The organism is Pseudomonas sp. LBUM1676 (assembly GCF_059695605.1).
Map to the genome: position 1 here is coordinate 1,192,878 of NZ_CP166777.1, position 18,659 is coordinate 1,211,536.

The following is an 18,659-nucleotide window of genomic DNA, read 5'->3' on the forward strand; positions in this document are numbered from 1 at the left end:
TCGCTGAATGTGCCACCGTCATCGCGAGCAAGCTCGCTCCCACAGGGTTACCAGTATTCTTTAGGTTTGTCGGGTTTAGCCAGCAACGTGTAAACGCACGGCAACACAAACAGCGTGAACAACGTCCCGATCGACATCCCCGTAGCGATCACCGTGCCGATATCGAACCGGCTGACCGCGCCCGCACCGGTGGCGATGATCAGCGGCACCATGCCGAACACCATGGCGGCGGTGGTCATCAATACCGGACGCAGGCGAATCGCCGCGGCTTCCTCCACCGCCTCGCGCGCCGTCAGCCCTTTTTCCTTGCGCAATTGATTGGCGAACTCGACGATCAGGATCCCGTGCTTGCTGATCAAACCGATCAGCGTCACCAGGCCGACCTGGGTGTAGATGTTCATGCTCGACCAGCCCAGGAACAACGGGATCAACGCGCCGCAGATCGACAGCGGCACCGTCACCAGGATCACCAGCGGGTCGCGGAAGCTTTCGAACTGGGCGGCCAGTACCAGGAAAATGATCGCCAATGCCAGGGCGAAGGTGACCCATAGTGCACTGCCTTCCTGAACGAATTGCCGTGAAGCGCCGGCGTAGTCGAAGGCATAACCCGCCGGAGCTTCTTCCCGGGCGATCTGGCGCACGGTGTCGATGGCTTCACCCATGCTGACCAGCGGGACACCGGAAAGAATCGCCGAGTTGAGCTGCTGGAACTGGTTCAATTGCCGCGGACGCGCCCGGTCGGTCACGGTGATCAGGGTCGACAGGGCCAGCAGTTCGCCCTGGGTGTTCTTGACGTAATAGTTGTTCAGCCAGTCGGGATTATCCCGGAAGGGCCGCTCGACCTGGGCGATGACTTTGTAGCTGCGCCCTTCGATGGTGAAGCGGTTGATCTCCGCTTCACCCAGCAAAGTTGCCAGGGTGCCGCCCAGATCCTGCATCGACACGCCCATCTGCGCGGCCTTGGCGCGATCGATATCGACCACCACTTCGGGCTTGTCGAACGCCAGGTCGAGGTCGACGAAGGCGAACTTGCCGGAATCCAGCGCGCGCTTTTTCACCCGGTCCGTCACTTGCAGCAGCGATTCGTAATCGTTGGCGGAGTTGATCACGAACTGAAATGGCAGACCCTCGCCAGTACCCGGCAGGGAGGGCAGGTTGAAGCCGAAAATCTGCAGCCCCGGAATGCTTTCCAGTTTGCCCTGGACCTCGGGCAGGATTTCCATCTGAGTGCGGCTGCGCTCGTTCCACGGTTTGAGCAGGAAGCCGCCGATGCCCGATTGCACGCCGTTGAAGCCGTTGATCTGGAACGAGGAGTAGTACTCGGGAAAGGCCTTGAAGATGTTGATGAACTCGTCGGTGTATGTGCTCAGGTAATCGAGGTTGGTCGGTTGCGGGGCATTGGCCATCATGAAGATGATGCCCTGGTCTTCATCCGGTGCCAGCTCCGACTTGGTGAACTTGAGCAGTACCGGGATCAGGCACAGCACGATCACCGCAAACACCAGCACCACCGGCCGGGTGTTGAGCGTGCCGTGCAGCAGACTCTGGTAACGGCGCTTGAGGCCTTCGAAAATCAGGTCCAGGCGATGGGCCAGGCCACTGGGGTTTTCATCGTGGCGTAGCAGGAAGGCACACATCATTGGCGACAGGGTCAGGGCGACGACGCCCGAGATCACCACCGCCCCGGCCAGGGTCAGGGCGAACTCCTTGAACAGCGCCCCGGTCAGCCCCGTCAGGAAGCCGATCGGCGCATAGACCGCCGCCAGGGTGATGGTCATCGAAACCACCGGCATGGCGATTTCCCGGGCGCCTTCGATGGCCGCATCCAGCGGCGTCTTGCCCTCTTCGATGTGTCGGTGGATGTTCTCCACCACGACGATGGCGTCATCCACCACCAGGCCGATAGCCAGGACCATCGCCAGCAGGGTCAGGAGGTTGATCGAGTACCCCATCATCTGCATAAAGAACATCACGCCGATCATCGACAGCGGGATGGTGACCACCGGGATCACCACCGAACGCAGCGCCCCCAGGAACAGGAACACCACCACAATCACGATCAACACCGCTTCAAACAGGGTTTTCACCACTTCGTCGATCGAGGCCTGGATGAACAGCGTTGCGTCGTAGGCGATTTCGCCCTTGAGGTTCGGCGGCAGCTGGGCTTCCAGCTCCGGCATGATCTTGCGCACTTCCTTGATCACGTCCAGCGGGTTGGCGCCGGGCGTGGCCTTGATGCCGATGTACACCGAAGGGGTACCGCCGAAGGAACTGATGGTGTCGTAGTTCTCCGCGCCCATTTCCACCCGCGCGACATCCCTGAGCAATACGCGACTGTCACCCTCGACCTTGAGCGGAATCGCGGCAAAGGCTTCGGCGGATTTGAGCTCGGTGTTGGCGTTGATGCTGGTGACCACATACTCGCCTTTCACTTCGCCGGCGGCGGAGAGGAAGTTGTACTGGCGCACGGCGTCGGTGACGTCACTGGCGCTCAGGCCGAAACCGGCCAGCTTCACCGGGTCCAGCCACAGGCGCATGGCGAATACCTGGTTGCCGAGAATCTCGGCTTCGGCCATGCCCGGCAGGGTCGCCAGTTTTGGCTGGATGACCCGCGACAGGTAGTCGGTAATCTGCGGGTTGCTCAGTTCCTTGCTGAAGAAACTGATGTACATCAGCGCCGAGGCGTCGGCGGCTTCCTTGCTCAGTACCGGGTCTTCGGCGTCCTGGGGCAACTGGTTTTTCACTTCGTTGGCCTTGGCCAGCAGCTCGGTGAACAGACGGTCGCTGTTGGCGCCGATGCGCGCGTAGATCGAGATCACCGAGAAGTTCTGGCGACTGACCGAGGTCATGTAGTCGATGCCTTCGGCGCTGGCCAGGCTCTGTTGCATCGGTTGGGTGATATAACCCTGGATGGTCTCGGCGTTGGCCCCGGGGTAAGCGGTGGTCACCGTGATCAGGGCATTTTCCATTTGCGGATACTGGCGCAGCGGCAGCTTGCTCCAGGCCTGGAAGCCCAGCAGCACAATCAACAGGCTGACCACGGTGGCGAGCACCGGGCGGCGGATGAACGGGTCGGTAAAAGCCATGGTGATTCCTTGATCAGTCCACGCGCGGCGGGCTGTTCTTCTCGGCTAAAGTCTTGTCGTCGCTGATGGCAATGTGTGCGCCGTTGTCCAGTTTGATCTGGCCGGCCGTGACCACTTTCTCGCCGTTGTTCACACCTTTGGTGATCATTACCTGCCCATCGCGGCGCTCACCGGTCTCAATGAAACGCCGTTCGGCGATCAGGATCGGTTGGCCCTTGTCGTCTTTTTCCAGGCTGCCGTCTTCGGCTTTTTTCTGCGCGACGACGTAGATCGAATTACCGTACAGGGTGTAGGTGATCGCACTCTCCGGCACGACGATGCGTGGCTGCGGGTCGGGCAACATCACCTGCAGGCTGGCGAACATCCCGGGCAGCAGCTTGCCGTCGGGGTTGGCCAGGGTGGCACGGACCTGAACGTTGCGCGTGCTGTTTTCCACTTTCGGGTTGATTGCGCTGATGGTGCCGGGGAAGTTTTCAGTCGGGTAGGCCGCAACAATGACCTGGACCGGTTGGCCGACGCCGATCTTCGGCACCGACTGCTCGGGCACGAAGAAGTCGACGTAGAGGCTGCTGAGGTCTTGCAGGGTGGCGATCATGGTGCCGCTGGCGAGGTAGTCGCCGACGTCCACCTGGCGAATGCCGATGGTGCCGCTGAAGGGCGCGACGATGCTTTTTTTGCCGAGCGCTGCCTTGAGTTGATTGACCGTGGCTTTGCTCTTTTTCAGCACCGCCGAAAGTCGGTCGAATTCGCCTTTGGAAATGGCCTGGCTGCCTACCAGTTGGCTACCGCGACCGTAATCGAGCTGGGCAAGCCCGAGGTCGGCCAGGGCGGTTTCGAGCAAGGCGCTTTCCACGGCGCTGTCGAGTCGCAGCAGTGGTTGGCCAGCCTTGACCTTTTGTCCTGACTCGAACTGCAAATCGATGACGGTGCCGTCTGTCTCAAGGCTCAGGTCCACGCCTTGCAGCGCCGTGAGTGTGCCAACGGCAGGCAGGCGGGCTTGCCACGGCTGTTCGGTGGCGGTGGCCACGGCGACGCTGATCGGCGGTTTCGGCGCGGAGAAGCCTTGAATCATCGTGTAGATGGAGAAGGCTTTGTAACCGGCCAGGACCAGTACGATCAGCAAAACGACACCCAACATGATCAGCATGCGGCGACGCAGCATATTTCCACTTCCTTGGAGAAAATCAGGTCATACAGTCCGGCACATTACTCCGAGTGGGAGGGTGATTCCAACTGGCACTTTTTACAGGCGAAAATGCAATGCGGCGAACAAAAAACTGTGGCGAGGGAGCAAGCTCCCTCGCCACAAGGTGAATCCACCACAGGGGAGAGAGATCAGATCAAATGCAGGTGGTTGTCCCAGAGCCCTGCGGGAAGCTCCAGTGGTTTTGCAACCAAATCTGTCTGGCGGCAATCGTAGTACCGGCCTCGCCCTTGCCCCGAGGTCACGACAAACCCGTCGGCCACCGCACCGACCCCGGCGCAATCGGGGAGCGGCGCATCCAGGCGCACCTCGCCGCTGTCCAGGTCCCAGATGAAAAAGCGATTGCCCCGTGGCGCAGTCAGGGCGACCAGCCGCAGCTCGCTATGCACCGCGACACTGGCGGTGTAATGCCCCATGGCCTGCAATTGGTGCTCGGGCACCGGAAAGGCCACGAACGGCTGCCCCGGTCGTTTGATCGCCAGCAGTTCCGACGACTCATGGGACGGCCCCATGAATTGCTGACCGGCGACAATGGTGCCGTCGCTGGCGATCCCCAGGTGGCGCACGCTGTTCATTGGCTGGGCGAGGGTTTCCTTGCTCAGCAGGGTGCCATCGCGTTGCATCAGGACCAGGCTCGGTTCCATGGCATCGAGGTTCATCTCGACCCGGCTTTCGGCCTCGGTGCGGATGCCGCCGTTGGCCACCACCAGGGTTTCGCCATCGGGCATCCACGACACCTGATGCGGGCCGATGCCATGGGTGGACATCTCGCCGCTGTGCACCAGCCGCTCACCCTCGAATTTATACACCCCGAGCAGGCCGCGACCCGGATCGGACGTATCGTTTTCGGTGGCATACAACCAGTCGCCGCTCTGGTGGATCACCGCGTGACCGTAGAAATGCCGGTTCGGTTGCGAGACCACGGTTTGCAGCAGCGTGCCGTCGCGCAAGTCGATCAAGTAGCTTTCGGTGCCCGGACGACGGGCGACGAACAGCGCAATCGGCAGCGTCGGGTGGTTGATGATGTCGTGGCAGCGCTGGCCGACCCGGGTGGCGAACACTCGGGTGCCGTCCAGCCGATAACCGACGGCGTAGTGCTTGCCGTCGCCATCGTCCCGCGCCGACAGCAGCAGCGGGCCTTTGTCCTTCTGCTTGAACAGCGTCCAGCCGCCCAGTGTCACTGCTCCCAGCAGCAAACTACCTAAAGTCAGAGCCTGGCGTCGCAACATGGCACTCGCCCTCATCAGTCACCGTCGTTGGCGTTGAAACCCAGTTGGATGCCCAGCGCCTTGGCCAGTTCGCCTTCATGCAGGCGGTGGACGACGTTGAGGCTGTCATAGATGTCGTTCAGTTGCTGGCGACCGGCATCGTCGTTGAGCATTTCGGTCAACGAGCGCTGGTTGCTGGCGAACAGCTTCAGGGACGCGGCATAAGCGGCATCGATCTTGTCGGCCAAGGGCTTCTGCTCGCTCGGCAACAGGCCGCGCAGACCTTTGTTGTCGACCCCTTCCCACACCGTTTTGGCCGCGGCGAGGCTGGCTTCCAGGCCCGTCAGGGAAGACTGGCTGCGCCAGGCATCGGCCTGGAACGGTTGCGGCACACCCTTGCTCTGGCGGCCCATCGGCGTGCCGAGTTTTTTCTTCAAACTGTCGAGGGCGGTGACTTGTACCCGCAGCAGATCGGCGATGGCTTCGTGGGAATCGGCGTAGCGCGGGTTCGGGAATTTGCTCATCTGCGCGAGCATGCCATCGGTGTTGTTCCAGCCTTTGAGAATGTCTTCGGCCAGTTGTTTCTGACGCTCGCCAATCGCGATCAGCAGCGGGCAGTACTTGGCTTTCTGTTCAGCGTTGGCCACATCAGGCTTGCTGTCGAACAGGATGTATTCGTAGGCGGACAGGCCTTGCACCACAACGCTGGATTTGGCCAGGGCGGCGGCATCGATCTGCGGCTGGGCGCTGACCAGTTGCTCGACCTGGCGGCCGACGAGGTTTTTCTTGTCCGGCCAGAACTGCACCTGCCAGGCGCGATTGCCCTCGGCCAGCGGCCCGATCAGCAGGGGCTGCAGCTCGGCCCAGGCCTTTTGCGCGTGCAGGAAGTCGGCGCGGGCGGTGTTGAGGTCCGACTTGCCTTCGCAGTAGGCCAGGGCACTGACGGCCAGTTGGCGGTCGGCTTCGACCCAGCGCGTGTAGGTCGGCAGGATCACCGACTTGGCGATGGCCGCCGAGGTGACGGCCTGCGGATCCTGCGGTGAACAGGCGCCCAGGGCTAGCGCGGCAAGGCTGGTGAACAACAATTTGGGACGGAACATGTCGGGCTCCCGCTTGAGGAATAACTATTAAAGGGAATTCAGAAACGCCAGCAACGCAGCGCGCTGCTCGGCATTGAAAGACAAAACCTGTTGCTGCGCCGCCTTGGCTTCGCCGCCATGCCAGAGCACGGCTTCGAGCAGATTGCGGGCGCGGCCGTCATGCAGGAACTGGGTGTGGCCACTGACCGCCTGCGTCAGGCCGATGCCCCACAACGGCGGCGTGCGCCAGTCGCGGCCGCTGGCCTGGAACTCGCTGCGGTGGTCGGCCAGGCCGTCGCCCATGTCGTGCAGCAGCAAATCGCTGTAGGGGCGAATCACTTGATTGGCCAGTTCAGGTTCGGCGGCGTTGGCGGCGGTGGTGTATTTGGGGGTGTGACAGGACTGGCAGCCCGCCTGGAAAAACAGGTTCTTGCCCGCCAGCACTTGCGGTGTACCGACATCGCGGCGCGCCGGTACGGCCAGGTTACGGCTATAGAACAGCACCAGGCGCAGGATGTTATCGCTGACTTCCGGCTCGCCATCCGGGCCATTGCCGTTGGGCGCCTGCTGGCAGGCGGTTTGCCCGGCGGTGCAGTCATCGACGGGGCGCAGACTGGTCGTGAGGCCCATGTCGCCGGAAAAGGCGTGGACATTCTGCTGGTTGAGGTTCGGCTGCCCGGCTTTCCAGCCAAATCGCCCGAGAACGGACTTCTGTTGTGCGTCATCCCAGACCCGGTTCGGGCGCCCGGCGACGCCATTTTTCTCGCGGGCCTGAGCTTCGGCATTGGCCAGGATCGCCTCCTCGGGAATCGCTTCGAGCAAGCCCAGGCCAATCATCGGCGGTGCTACCCTGGCCGAGAAACGGGTATCGGGGTGCATCGGTCCGTAGCCGAGCTGGGTTATCTGCAAGGTCGGTTTGCGCAACTCGACTTCGGTGCCGTCCTTGAACCGCACCGGCACCGGTGTGTACTCGACGCGAACCTTGCCTTCCGGGGTGACACCCGGCACGGCCATGTCCTGCAATTGCCCGCCGTAGACCGGTTCCGGCACCACGCCGAGCTGCTCGATGACCTTGGCATAGGCTGGCGCATCGGGGATCGACAGGCGCACCAGCATCGACACGGCGTTCGCTGCATCAGGCGCGGGCGGATGACCGCGGCCATCCTTGATGTGGCAGTTCTGGCAGGCGTTGGTGTTGAACAACGGGCCGAGGCCATCCCGGGCGGTGGTGGTCGACGGGGCGATCACCCAGGGGTTGCGGAAGAAACTGTTGCCGACGCTGAAGTCCACGCGCCGAGAGGGCGGCAGGTTGGCGGACGGCAGGGAGAATGCGTTCTGATCAGTCTTGCGCACGGTCGCATTGCCACCGGACCGGGCTTCACCGGGTTCGGCCTGGGTGAACTTCGGGGCGTCATCGCAGGCACTCAGGCCCAGGGCCAGCAACAGTGCGGACAAGCGAAGAGGCAGCGAGGGCATCAGACATCCTGCAAGACGAGCAAAACAAGGGCGCAAAGTCTAACAGGGCAGGGGGGATTGAATAAGAGGAATTATCGTTTGGTTGGTGTGGGGCAAGCGTTCTCTTCAGACCGAGTGATGGCCATCGCGGGCAAGCCGCGCTCCCACAGGTCGACACCGTCCCTGTAGGAGCAAGCTTGCTCGCGAAAGCGGTGTATCAGTCACCCCATCCGTTGGATGTGACGTCGCCTTCGCGGGCAAGCCTCGCTCCTACAGGGTCAGCGTTCGGCCAGGCATGAAAAAGGTGACCCGAAGGTCGCCTTTTGTTCAGCCAGCGTTGATCAGAACTCGTGATCGGCGTTGTCCGGGTTCAGGTCGCTGATGCCCAGTTTGCCGGCAGCGGCTTCGATCGAACCGGTCTGCTTGACCAGGGAAGCGATGGCGTCACGGACGATCTGGTTGCCGGCGGTGTTGCCGGCGGCGATCAGCTGGTCGTAATGCTCGCCTTTGTTGGCGTGATCGACGATGACCTGCATCTTCGCTTCGGTCGCCGCCAGGTCGGCTTTCAGTGCGGTGTCGGCCGCCGGGTCGGCCTTGGCCACCAGGGAAGACAGGCTGGCGCCGGTCATTTTGCTGCCGTCGACGCGGGTGTATTCGCCCAGGTACACGTTACGGATGCCTTTGGCATCGTAGAACTGCGAGTTGTGGGTGTTGTCGCTGAAGCAATCGTGTTCGTCTTCCGGAGAGTTGGCTTCCAGGGAAACCTTCATGCGCTCGCCCGCCAGTTCGCCCAGGGACAGGCTGCCCATGCCGAACAGCATTTTGCGCAGGCCGCTTTCAGCCGGTTCCGCTTCCAGGGTAGCGCGGTAGTTGTCAGCCACGTTCGGCTTCCAGTTACCGACCATCTCTTCCAGGTCGCTGACCAGCAGTTGGGTCACGGACTTGAGGTAGGCACGCCGGCGATCGTTGTGACCGCCAGTGGCACCGGTGCCTTCCAGGTAGTCCGAAGCCGGACGGTTGCCGGCACCAGGGCCGGTGCCGTTCAGGTCCTGGCCCCACAGCAGGAATTCGATGGCGTGGTAGCCGGTAGCGACGTTGGCCTCGGAACCGCCCAGCTCGTTCAGGCTGGCGAGTTTTTCCGGGGTGATGTCCTTGACGTCGATCTTGTCTTCGCCGACCTGGACTTCAGTGTTGGCGATGATGTTGGCCGTGGCGCCCGGATTACCCAGCGCGTGTTCGTAGGATTTGTCGACGTAATCGATCAGGCCTTCGTCCAGGGGCCAGGCGTTCACCTGACCTTCCCAGTCGTCGATGATGGTGTTGCCAAAGCGGAACACTTCGCTCTGCAGGTATGGAACGCGAGCAGCGACCCACGCGGCCTTGGCGGCGTTCAGGGTGTCGGCGTTTGGCTTGGCGAGGAAGGCGTCGACGGCGGTTTGCAGGGTTTTCGCGGTGGATTCGGCATCGCTGTACACGGCGAAGACGATGTCGGCGTAATGCGCGACAACGGCTTTGGCGGCGGCTTCGTCGACTTTGCCGGTAGCAGCAGGCGCAACAGCCGGTGCCGGCGCCGTGGTGGTGGCGGCTGGAGTAGGCGCTTGCGGAGCGGCAGCCTTGTCTTTGCCTTCGCCACAGCCGGCGAGGGAAATAGCGATGGCCAACAGACTGGCGGTAGCCAGAGGCATACGAATCATGGCGAACATCCTGCTTCGAGAGGGGGTGGAATGGCGCAGTAAAGGCGCAAAACTGCGACATAATGCAAATCTTTCGCATTATGTGTAAAGGGTTGTGCTTGTAAATATTTCTTATTCAAACGGTCATCGCACCTGTGGGAGCGAGCTTGCTCCGGGCGGCGTTCCGACGATGGACGTGAACGATGACGCGTGCTGCCTGGAAGAACGCGTCGCCTGCAGGTTTTACCCGAGCAATCGAGCGTCGACCGGCTGCTCCTACAGGGTAATCTTGAAAATAGCCGCATCACTGCGCTGAGCCTGCTTGAGATAAGCGCTCAACTCCCGCGCCGGCAACGGCTTGCTGTAGAGATAGCCCTGACCTTCATGACAACCTTCGGAGATGATGTAGGCCTCCTGCTCCGGGGTTTCCACGCCTTCGGCGATCACCTGCATGCCCAGGCTCTTGCCCAGCTGGATAATGGCCCGAACGATGGTCGCATCATCGTCGTCGTCGAGCAGGTCCTGCACGAAGCTCTTGTCGATCTTGATCTTGTCCAGCGGCAGGCTTTTCAGATAGCTCAGTGACGAATAACCGGTGCCGAAGTCGTCGATCGCGATCAGTGCACCGGAGCGACGCAGGCTCAGCAGGTGTTGGGCGGCGGTGCTGATATCTTCCATCAGGCCGGTTTCGGTGACTTCCAGTTCCAGGCTGCGCGGTGGCAGGCGGTACATCTGCAGCAGGTTGTTGACCACCCGTGGCAGCTCGGCGTGGTGCAACTGCACGGTGGACAGGTTGACCGCCATGCGCAGGTCGGCGAAACCCTGGTCATGCCATTCGCGCAACTGCTTGCAGGACTGATCCAGGACCCATTCACCGATGGCGATGATGGTGCCATTCTGCTCGGCCAGCGGGATGAACAGTTCCGGTGGCACCAGCCCGTGCTCGGGATGCTGCCAACGAATCAACGCCTCGACGCCTACCACCCGATGGTCGCGATAGCTGATCTGCGGTTGGTAAACGAGGTAGAACTGGTTGCGGACCAACGCATCGCGCAGGTCTTTTTCCAGTTCGCGACGGCGACGCATCTCGGTGTCGACACTGGCGATATAGAACTGATAGCGGTTGCGCGAGCGGGTCTTGGCCAGGGTCATGGTCTGCTCGGCCTTTTGCAGCAGCTTCTCGGTGCTGTCACCGTCCTCGGGGAACAGGGTGATGCCGATGGTGGCGCGCAGGCGGATCTCCTGATGATCGAGGGCGAACGCCGCTTCCAGGTCATCGAGGATGCTTTGGGCCAATTCAGCCGCTTCGTAGGGTTGCTCGATATCGGCCTGAACCAGGGCGAACTGGTCGCCACCGAGGCGGGCGAGGGCGCCGAGACGACCGCTGTGGGCGCGCAGGCGATCGGCCAGGGCCAGCAGCAGTTGGTCGCCGGTCTGGTAGCTGAACTGTTCGTTGATGCCCTTGAAGTCATCGAGGCCGACGCACAGTACCGCGACCCGCCGTTGCAGCTTGCCGGCGTCGACCAGGATCTTGTCCAGTTGTTGCTGCAATTGCTGACGGTTTGGCAGGCCGGTCAGAAAGTCGTACTGAGCCATGCGCAACAGGCTGTTTTCCGCTTCGTGGCGCAGATGGGTGTTGCGCTCGATGGATTCGAGCAACTGGTTGGCCGTGTTGATCCAGATCCCCAGTTCGTTTTTCTCGTGGCCCTTGAGCTGCGGAATCTTGTGCTCGCTGGGGCGATCCGGGTTGATTTCGGTCAGGTGCTCGATGATCCGCGACAGCGGTTTGGTCAGCAGCCAGTGATAAACCAGGTACAGCACCAGCCCCATGGCCAGGGCGCGCAATACGCCGGAGATGAAGATGATCACCGAACTGACGATAAACCCCTGGCCGTAAGTGGCAGTGTCCAGGGTGATGCTCAGGTCGCCGTAATATTCGCTGTAAGGACCGCGGCCCACCAGTTGGATGGTGAAGGTGCGTTCCTGGCCGAGGATCAGGTCGGTCAGCCAGCGACTGTTGGATTGCTGCAACTCGCGAGATTTTTGCGCGAGCATGGCTTCGTCGGGATGGCCGATGGAGGCCTGGCGCACGGCGGCGTCCTGGAACAGGCCTTCGATCACCTGCATGCCCATTTCCCGGTCCAGGCTGTAGACGGCCTGGGTCGAGGGATCGCGGAACATGTCGAGGATGCGCTGGGCGTCGCCGGCCACGGCCTGACGCGTTTTATAGGCATCGAAAACGATCTGCGCGCAGCTCAAGACCACGCCCACGATCAATGCCGACAGGAGCACGACCCGGAGCAACTTCACCGACAAGCTGTTCTTGAGTTCCAGCTTCAAAGAGTCATTCCTTGTTCCGTGCGGGTAGCATCAAGTTGCCATGAGTATTGGCAATCCGGTGATGGCAGTCAAAGGGACAATCAAGCACAGGGGTATTTGCCTGTGGGTTGGCCGAAATGCTGTTGCCGGGAGCAATTTCCCTATTGGTACTGTGTCGGTTGTTGGGTCCTTCAACTTGAGGGGGGATTTTGACTTATTTTCCTTCTGGTTGATGGTAGACGGGTGTGGCGCCGAGGCAAGGGGGTGAATGCTGGTTTCATTGTGGGAAATTGGCGTGTTTAGGACTTGGCGGCCTGGTAGCCGACCAGGTTCTTGGTGATGGGGTGTATATCCATTCCTGCGGTAACGGCCGCTTATGGTTTCGCTCTTACAGCGAGGCACTTTTTTCAAACGCCAAAAAAGTACCCAAAAAGGCTCGCCCCGGCGTCCGGCCCCTCGCTAAGGCTCGGCGTTCCTTCGCTCCGGTATCCATCCGGGGACACTGCCCTCCGGTCTGCTTCGCGACGACCTACATGCAGCGTGTTCGACTGCGTCGAACGGCGCTACGCGCCACTCCCCGGATGCACACCTCCACTCAGCCTCCCGAAGGGGCGGGTGGATCAAGATCAAGAGCTGCAGGCGAGCTAACGCTCGGCCTGTTGAGTGGTGACGAGCGAGTGTGCGCCGATCTGCTCTTCTGTGGGAGCGAGCTTGCTCGCGAAGGCGGCCTGCCAGCCGACCTGATTCTGTGGCTGTACCCGGATCAAAATGTGGGAGCGAGCCTGCTCGCGAAGGCGGCCTGCCAGCCGACCTGATTCTGTGGCTGTACCCGGATCAAAATGTGGGAGCGAGCCTGCTCGCGAAGGCGGCCTGCCAGCCGACCTGATTCTGTGGCTGTACCCGGATCAAAAAGTGGGAGCGAGGTTGCTCGCGAAGGCGGCCTGCCAGCCGACCTGATTCTGTGGCTGTACCCGGATCAACTTGTGGGAGCGAGCCTGCTCGCGAAGGCGGCCTGCCAGCCGACCTGATTCTGTGGCTGTACCCGGATCAAAATGTGGGAGCGAGCCTGCTCGCGAAGACGGCCTGCCAGCCGACCTGATTCTGTGGCTGTACCCGGATCAAAATGTGGGAGCGAGGTTGCTCGCGAAGGCGGCCTGCCAGCCGACCTGATTCTGTGGCTGTACCCGGATCAAAATGTGGGAGCGAGCCTGCTCGCGAAGACGGCCTGCCAGCCGACCTGATTCTGTGGCTGTACCCGGATCAAAATGTGGGAGCGAGCCTGCTCGCGAAGGCGGCCTGCCAGCCGACCTGATTCTGTGGCTGTACCCGGATCAAAATGTGGGAGCGAGGTTGCTCGCGAAGGCGGCCTGCCAGCCGACCTGATTCTGTGGCTGTACCCGGATCAAAATGTGGGAGCGAGCCTGCTCGCGAAGACGGCCTGCCAGCCGACCTGATTCTGCGGCTGTACCCGGATCAAAATGTGGGAGCGAGCCTGCTCGCGAAGACGGCCTGCCAGCCGACCTGATTCTGCGGCTGTACCCGGATCAAAATGTGGGAGCGAGCTTGCTCGCGAAGGCGGCCTGACAGCCGACCTGATTCTGTGGCTGTACCCGGATCAAAATGTGGGAGCGAGCCTGCTCGCGAAGGCGGCCTGCCAACCGACCTGATTCTGCGGCTGTACCCGGATCAAAATGTGGGAGCGAGCTTGCTCGCGAAGGCGGCCTGACAGCCGACCTGATTCTACGGATGTACCCGGATCAAAATGTGGGAGCGAGCTTGCTCGCGAAGGCGGCCTGACAGCCGACCTGATTCTACGAATGTACCCGGACCCATTGTAGGAGCTGGCTTGCCTGCGAAAGCGACCTGAAAGCCGACCAATTTCTTCCTGCTGCCCCCAACTGATCGTTCCCATGCTCCTGCGTGGGAATGCCGCCAGGGACGCTCCGCGTTCCGTTTTTGTGCGTTTATGCGGTGTAGGAAAGCGCCAGAACTTTCCCACGCAATTTTCAGGTTGTCCGTCGGAAGCGAACTCAATAGCCTCTAACTGTCGCTGAAAACTCAGTGATCGGGTGTGAGAACCCGGCAAGTCATAGTCATCCAGTGCCAGTATCCGCATAATTGCCGCCAGCTTATCCGCTGTCTGTAAATGCGTTATGGCGGCTGTGTGCGGGCAGACTTTTGTCTGGCCGGGTGCCTATGACCGGTTTTCTCACCTCGCACATAGCTGTCACCTCTTCGCCGTGTGAGAAACGGTAATGGGTGGCACCCACCGCATAGGAATATTCCAGTGGATAAATTAATCCCCGATCCCCCCTTCAACACCACCAAACCCTATAGCCCCAGCACCCTGTTCATGATCGTCCCCGACACGGATACCGAAAGTCTCCTCGCTCACGCCTGTGAGTCATTGGCTTCAGCCAACGTCATTGCGAGTGATTTCGCCACCTACCTGAGCGGACCCCAACGCAGCACTGCGCTGGCCATCGCGCAGATCATCATGCTGGCGGAGTTGGCGGTGAACCGCGCGCTGGATAATGTCGATCCGCAGTAGTGCGCAGGCTAACCGCGTTATCGTTCTTCGCGAGCAGGCTCGCTCCCACAAGGACACCACTGCACCTGTGGGAGCGAGCCTGCTCGCGAAGGCGGCTTGACGGCCGCCCCGGGGCTTTCCCGCACGCATAAAAAAACCCGGCTAAAAAAGCCGGGTTTTTTGACTGGCATCGATCTTAAGCGGTGAAGGTTTTGCCTTCGAACTGCTCAGCCACGAATTTCCAGTTGACCAGGTTCCAGAACGCTTCGACATACTTCGGACGCAGGTTGCGGTAGTCGATGTAGTAAGCGTGTTCCCAGACGTCGCAGGTCAGCAGCGGGGTGTCGCCGCTGGTCAGCGGGTTGCCGGCGCCGATGGTGCTGGCCAGGGCCAGGGAACCGTCAGCTTTTTTCACCAGCCAGCCCCAACCGGAACCGAAGGTGCCGATGGAGGTTTTGCTGAACTCTTCCTTGAACTTGTCGAACGAGCCGAAGGAAGCATTGATGGCGTCGCCAAGTGCGCCGCTTGGTTGGCCGCCGGCGTTTGGCGCCAGGCAGTTCCAGTAGAAGGTGTGGTTCCAGACCTGAGCGGCGTTGTTGAAGATACCGCCCGAGGAAGTCTTGACGATTTCTTCCAGGGTCTTGCCTTCGAACTCGGTGCCTGGCACCAGGTTGTTCAGGTTCACGACATAGGTGTTGTGGTGCTTGTCGTGGTGGTATTCCAGAGTTTCCTTGGAAATATGCGGCTGCAGGGCATCGTGTGCGTACGGCAGCGGCGGCAATTCGAAAGCCATGATGATTCTCCTAATCAGGTCAGTTGCGGTGAGCGCAAGGCCGATCACGGGCGGCCAAACAAGCGCCGGGGAGTTTGTACTCTTTGCGGCGCAGGGTTCGGATCATAGCACCGGGGGGGCGGCATAACCACGCAACAACTGTGTGGAATAGAGGTTCCAGAGCCTTTTGGAATAAATCAGCCGGCGCTGATTAATTGGAACGCTACGGTGAACATCATCACCGCAACCAACAGGTCAAGCATTCGCCAGGTACTGGGGCGGGCCAGCCACGGCGCCAGCCACGCAGCACCGAGCGCCAGGGTGAAGAACCACAGCAACGAAGCGCTCGCCGCGCCCACGACATAGGCACCGGGTTCGGTTTGTTGGGCGCCGAGGGAGCCGATCAGCAGCACGGTATCGAGATAAACGTGCGGGTTGAGCAGGGTCACGGCCAGGGCGCTGAGCAGCACCGCGCGCAGTGAGCGTACGGTCTGGTTCTCACCTTGTTGCAGGCTTTGCCTGGAGCAGGCCCGACGCAGTGCCAGGCTGCCGTACCACAAAAGAAACGCCGCGCCGCCCCAACGGGCAAAGGCCAGCAATGTCGGGTTTTGCGCCAGTACCGTCGCCAGGCCAAACACCCCGGCCGCTACCAACAGCGCATCGCAGGTTACGCAGAGCGCGGCCACCGGCAGGTGATGTTCGCGCCGCAGGCTCTGGGCCAACACGAAGGCATTCTGGGTGCCGATCGCCATGATCAGCCCCGCGGCCACCAACAGGCCGTTCACATAGCTTTGCCACATAAGGTTTACTCCGCGTTGGCTGCCAGGTCCCGCAGCACCTGCATGGCCCGTTCGGCATCGGCCAGGCCGACGAATAGATGATCGTGGTAGTAGCCGGCGACTACGTTGCAGCTGATTCCGGCCTGGCCCAGTGCGCTGGCGAACGCGGCGGTCAGGCCGACGGCTTCAAGGGCCGAGTGCACGTTCAAGGTGATCCAGGCCGCGACATAGTCGAAGCTGAAACCGGCTTTCTCGGCGTTGGAGCGTTCAAGAATCACGGTCAGCCCTTCCTGTTCGCGGAAGCTGCCGACGATCTCAAGACCAACCGGCAGCTTGCCGTCGCGCAGGGTGCAGAACACGTATTCGCCGGCATTGAGGTGCGGGCTCATGCTGCGCAGCAGTGTTGCCAGTGAAGTTTCGCCAGCCATGTCGATGTTCCTGTTCAGAAGTGCTTGCTGGCTATTCTGTGGTGCAACGCGGTATAAGAAAAACCAATCCTGCTGATCACTCATTAGGAAAACTGATGTTCGACTATAAATTGCTTTCTGCCCTGGCTGCGGTGGTCGAACAGGCCGGATTCGAACGCGCGGCGCAGGTGCTGGGTTTGTCCCAGTCGGCGATCTCCCAGCGCATCAAGTTGCTGGAGGCGCGGGTTGGCCAGCCGGTGCTGGTGCGGGTCACGCCGCCAGCCCCGACGCAAATCGGCCGACGGTTGCTCAACCATGTGCAGCAGGTGCGTTTACTTGAACGGGATCTGCAGACCCTGGTCCCGGCGCTGGACGAAGAAGGCTTGCCGGAACGCCTGCGCATCGCCCTGAATGCCGACAGCCTGGCCACCTGGTGGGCCGTGGCGGTGGCCGACTTTTGCGCGCAGCAGCACCTGCTGCTGGACCTGGTGGTCGAAGATCAGACCGTCGGCCTCAAACGCATGCGCGCAGGTGAAGTGGCGGCCTGCGTCTGCGCCAGCGAGCGCCCGGTGGCCGGTGCTCGCAGTGTTTTGCTGGGGGCGATGCGCTATCGCGCGTTGGCCAGCCCGGCCTTCATTGCCCGACATTTTCCTGAAGGCGTGCGCGCCGATCAGTTGGCCCGGACCCCGGCCCTGGTATTCGGCCCGGACGACTTCCTGCAGCATCGCTATCTTGCCTCTCTGGGTGTGGACGGCGGTTTCGAACACCATTTATGCCCGTCATCCGAGGGCTTCATCCGTCTCACGGAGGCGGGCCTGGGTTGGGGGCTGGTGCCTGAGCTGCAGGTGCGTGATCAATTGGAAAAAGGCGTTTTGCTGGAGCTTTTGCCAGATAAGCCGATCGATGTGCCGCTGTACTGGCATCATTGGCGCAATGGCGGTCAGCTGTTGGGTTTACTCACCGATCAATTGGTGCGCTCATCGAAGCAATGGCTGGTGCCGTTGGACTGATGGGCAGCGTCAAGACCTCACGCACTACGCAAAACGAAATATTCGGAGCGATTCATGAAGATTCTGGTTACCGGCGCAAGCGGCTTCATTGGCGGGCGCTTTGCGCGTTTCGCCCTGGAGCAGGGCCTGGACGTGCGGGTCAACGGTCGCCGGGCCGAGAGTGTGGAGCATCTGGTGCGCCGTGGTGCCGAGTTCATTCAGGGCGACCTGACTGATCCGCAGCTGGCGCGCAACCTGTGTTCCGGCGTCGAAGCGGTGGTCCATTGCGCTGGCGCGGTCGGTTTGTGGGGCCGCTACCAGGACTTTCATCAAGGTAACGTACAGGTCACCGAAAACGTGGTCGAAGCCTGCCTGAAGCAACGGGTTCGGCGATTGGTGCACCTGTCGTCGCCATCGATCTACTTCGATGGCCGCAATCATCTGGGGTTGACCGAAGAGCAGGTGCCCAAGCGATTCAAGCATCCCTATGCCGCGACCAAGTACCTGGCCGAGCAGAAGGTCTTCGGTGCCCAGGAATTCGGCCTCGAAACCCTGGCCCTGCGCCCGCGTTTCGTCACGGGCGCCGGCGACATGAGTATTTTTCCGCGGTTGCTGAACATGCAGCGCAAAGGTCGCCTGGCAATAATCGGTAACGGTCTGAACAAGGTGGATTTCACCAGCGTGCAGAACCTCAATGAAGCGTTGCTCAGCAGCTTGCTGGCGACGGGCTCGGCCCTGGGCAAGGCCTACAACATCAGCAACGGCACACCGGTGCCGTTGTGGGATGTGGTCAATTACGTGATGCGCAAAATGGACGTGCCACAGGTCACCCGCTACCGTTCCTTCGGTCTGGCCTACACCGTGGCGGCGCTCAACGAAGGCGTGTGCAAGCTGTGGCCGGGCCGCCCCGAACCGACCCTGTCGCGCCTGGGCATGCAGGTCATGAACAAAAATTTCACCCTGGACATCAGCCGGGCGCGGCATTATCTGGATTACGATCCCAAGGTCAGTCTCTGGACCGCCCTGGATGAATTCTGCGGTTGGTGGAAGGCTCAGGACATTCACTGAAAAAAGTCTGTAACGAACCGCGTCCGGACGGCAGGGTCAATCGGTGCGGCAGTGGAGGTTATACTCGCCGCATCAAGCCATCACCGCGTT

13 protein-coding genes are annotated in these 18,659 nt (G+C 61.2%); 3 read left to right on the top strand and 10 right to left on the bottom strand.

Annotated elements, in window-relative coordinates; translation table 11 throughout:
• Nucleotides 1-47 precede the first annotated feature (47 nt).
• The 7 genes from ACA041_RS05435 to ACA041_RS05465 all read right to left on the bottom strand — a co-directional run bounded on the left by ACA041_RS05435 (nucleotide 48) and on the right by ACA041_RS05465 (nucleotide 12,045).
• Nucleotides 48-3,086 carry a multidrug efflux RND transporter permease subunit gene (locus ACA041_RS05435; RefSeq protein ID WP_497440201.1) on the bottom strand — a complete coding sequence of 1,013 codons (3,039 nt, stop codon included), beginning with the start codon at nucleotides 3,084-3,086 and terminating at the stop codon, nucleotides 48-50.
• 13 nt (nucleotides 3,087-3,099) lie between these two features.
• Nucleotides 3,100-4,248: an efflux RND transporter periplasmic adaptor subunit gene (locus ACA041_RS05440; RefSeq protein WP_497440202.1), complete on the bottom strand. Its 1,149-nt coding sequence runs from the start codon at nucleotides 4,246-4,248 to the stop codon at nucleotides 3,100-3,102.
• A 173-nt stretch (nucleotides 4,249-4,421) separates the two neighbouring features.
• Nucleotides 4,422-5,519 (bottom strand): DUF1513 domain-containing protein, encoded by a 1,098-nt coding sequence (locus tag ACA041_RS05445; RefSeq protein ID WP_497440203.1) that lies wholly within the window; start codon nucleotides 5,517-5,519, stop codon nucleotides 4,422-4,424.
• Nucleotides 5,520-5,533: 14 nt separating this feature from the next.
• Entirely contained in the window at nucleotides 5,534-6,598 is a 1,065-nt protein-coding gene (locus tag ACA041_RS05450) for an imelysin family protein (RefSeq protein ID WP_497440204.1), read from the bottom strand.
• A gap of 27 nt (nucleotides 6,599-6,625) precedes the next feature.
• Nucleotides 6,626-8,053 carry a di-heme oxidoreductase family protein gene (locus tag ACA041_RS05455; RefSeq protein ID WP_497440205.1) on the bottom strand — a complete coding sequence of 476 codons (1,428 nt, stop codon included), beginning with the start codon at nucleotides 8,051-8,053 and terminating at the stop codon, nucleotides 6,626-6,628.
• A 320-nt stretch (nucleotides 8,054-8,373) separates the two neighbouring features.
• Nucleotides 8,374-9,726, bottom strand: coding sequence for an imelysin family protein (locus tag ACA041_RS05460; protein WP_497440206.1), 1,353 nt, complete (start codon nucleotides 9,724-9,726; stop codon nucleotides 8,374-8,376).
• A gap of 255 nt (nucleotides 9,727-9,981) precedes the next feature.
• Nucleotides 9,982-12,045: a putative bifunctional diguanylate cyclase/phosphodiesterase gene (locus ACA041_RS05465; protein WP_497440207.1), complete on the bottom strand. Its 2,064-nt coding sequence runs from the start codon at nucleotides 12,043-12,045 to the stop codon at nucleotides 9,982-9,984.
• A 2,266-nt stretch (nucleotides 12,046-14,311) separates the two neighbouring features.
• Between ACA041_RS05465 and ACA041_RS05470 the strand changes: the two genes are divergently transcribed.
• The gene (locus ACA041_RS05470) at nucleotides 14,312-14,575 is read left to right on the top strand and encodes a DUF6124 family protein (protein WP_497440208.1); all 264 of its coding nucleotides are present in this window, start codon (nucleotides 14,312-14,314) and stop codon (nucleotides 14,573-14,575) included.
• 175 nt (nucleotides 14,576-14,750) lie between these two features.
• Here ACA041_RS05470 and ACA041_RS05475 read toward each other — a convergent pair whose 3' ends face one another.
• The 3 genes from ACA041_RS05475 to ACA041_RS05485 all read right to left on the bottom strand — a co-directional run bounded on the left by ACA041_RS05475 (nucleotide 14,751) and on the right by ACA041_RS05485 (nucleotide 16,533).
• A complete protein-coding gene (locus ACA041_RS05475; RefSeq protein WP_497440209.1) occupies nucleotides 14,751-15,347 on the bottom strand; it encodes a superoxide dismutase in 597 nt (198 codons plus the stop codon).
• Nucleotides 15,348-15,523: 176 nt separating this feature from the next.
• Nucleotides 15,524-16,126 (bottom strand): LysE/ArgO family amino acid transporter, encoded by a 603-nt coding sequence (locus ACA041_RS05480; RefSeq protein WP_497440210.1) that lies wholly within the window; start codon nucleotides 16,124-16,126, stop codon nucleotides 15,524-15,526.
• A 5-nt stretch (nucleotides 16,127-16,131) separates the two neighbouring features.
• A complete protein-coding gene (locus ACA041_RS05485; RefSeq protein ID WP_497440211.1) occupies nucleotides 16,132-16,533 on the bottom strand; it encodes an ACT domain-containing protein in 402 nt (133 codons plus the stop codon).
• A gap of 95 nt (nucleotides 16,534-16,628) precedes the next feature.
• On the opposite strand from ACA041_RS05485, the gene ACA041_RS05490 reads away from it, so the two are divergent.
• Both ACA041_RS05490 and ACA041_RS05495 read left to right on the top strand, forming a co-directional pair.
• On the top strand, nucleotides 16,629-17,522 hold the full coding sequence (locus ACA041_RS05490; RefSeq protein WP_497440212.1) for a LysR family transcriptional regulator ArgP: 894 nt from the start codon (nucleotides 16,629-16,631) through the stop codon (nucleotides 17,520-17,522).
• A 54-nt stretch (nucleotides 17,523-17,576) separates the two neighbouring features.
• The gene (locus tag ACA041_RS05495) at nucleotides 17,577-18,569 is read left to right on the top strand and encodes an NAD-dependent epimerase/dehydratase family protein (protein WP_497440213.1); all 993 of its coding nucleotides are present in this window, start codon (nucleotides 17,577-17,579) and stop codon (nucleotides 18,567-18,569) included.
• The last annotated feature ends 90 nt before the right edge of the window (nucleotides 18,570-18,659 follow it).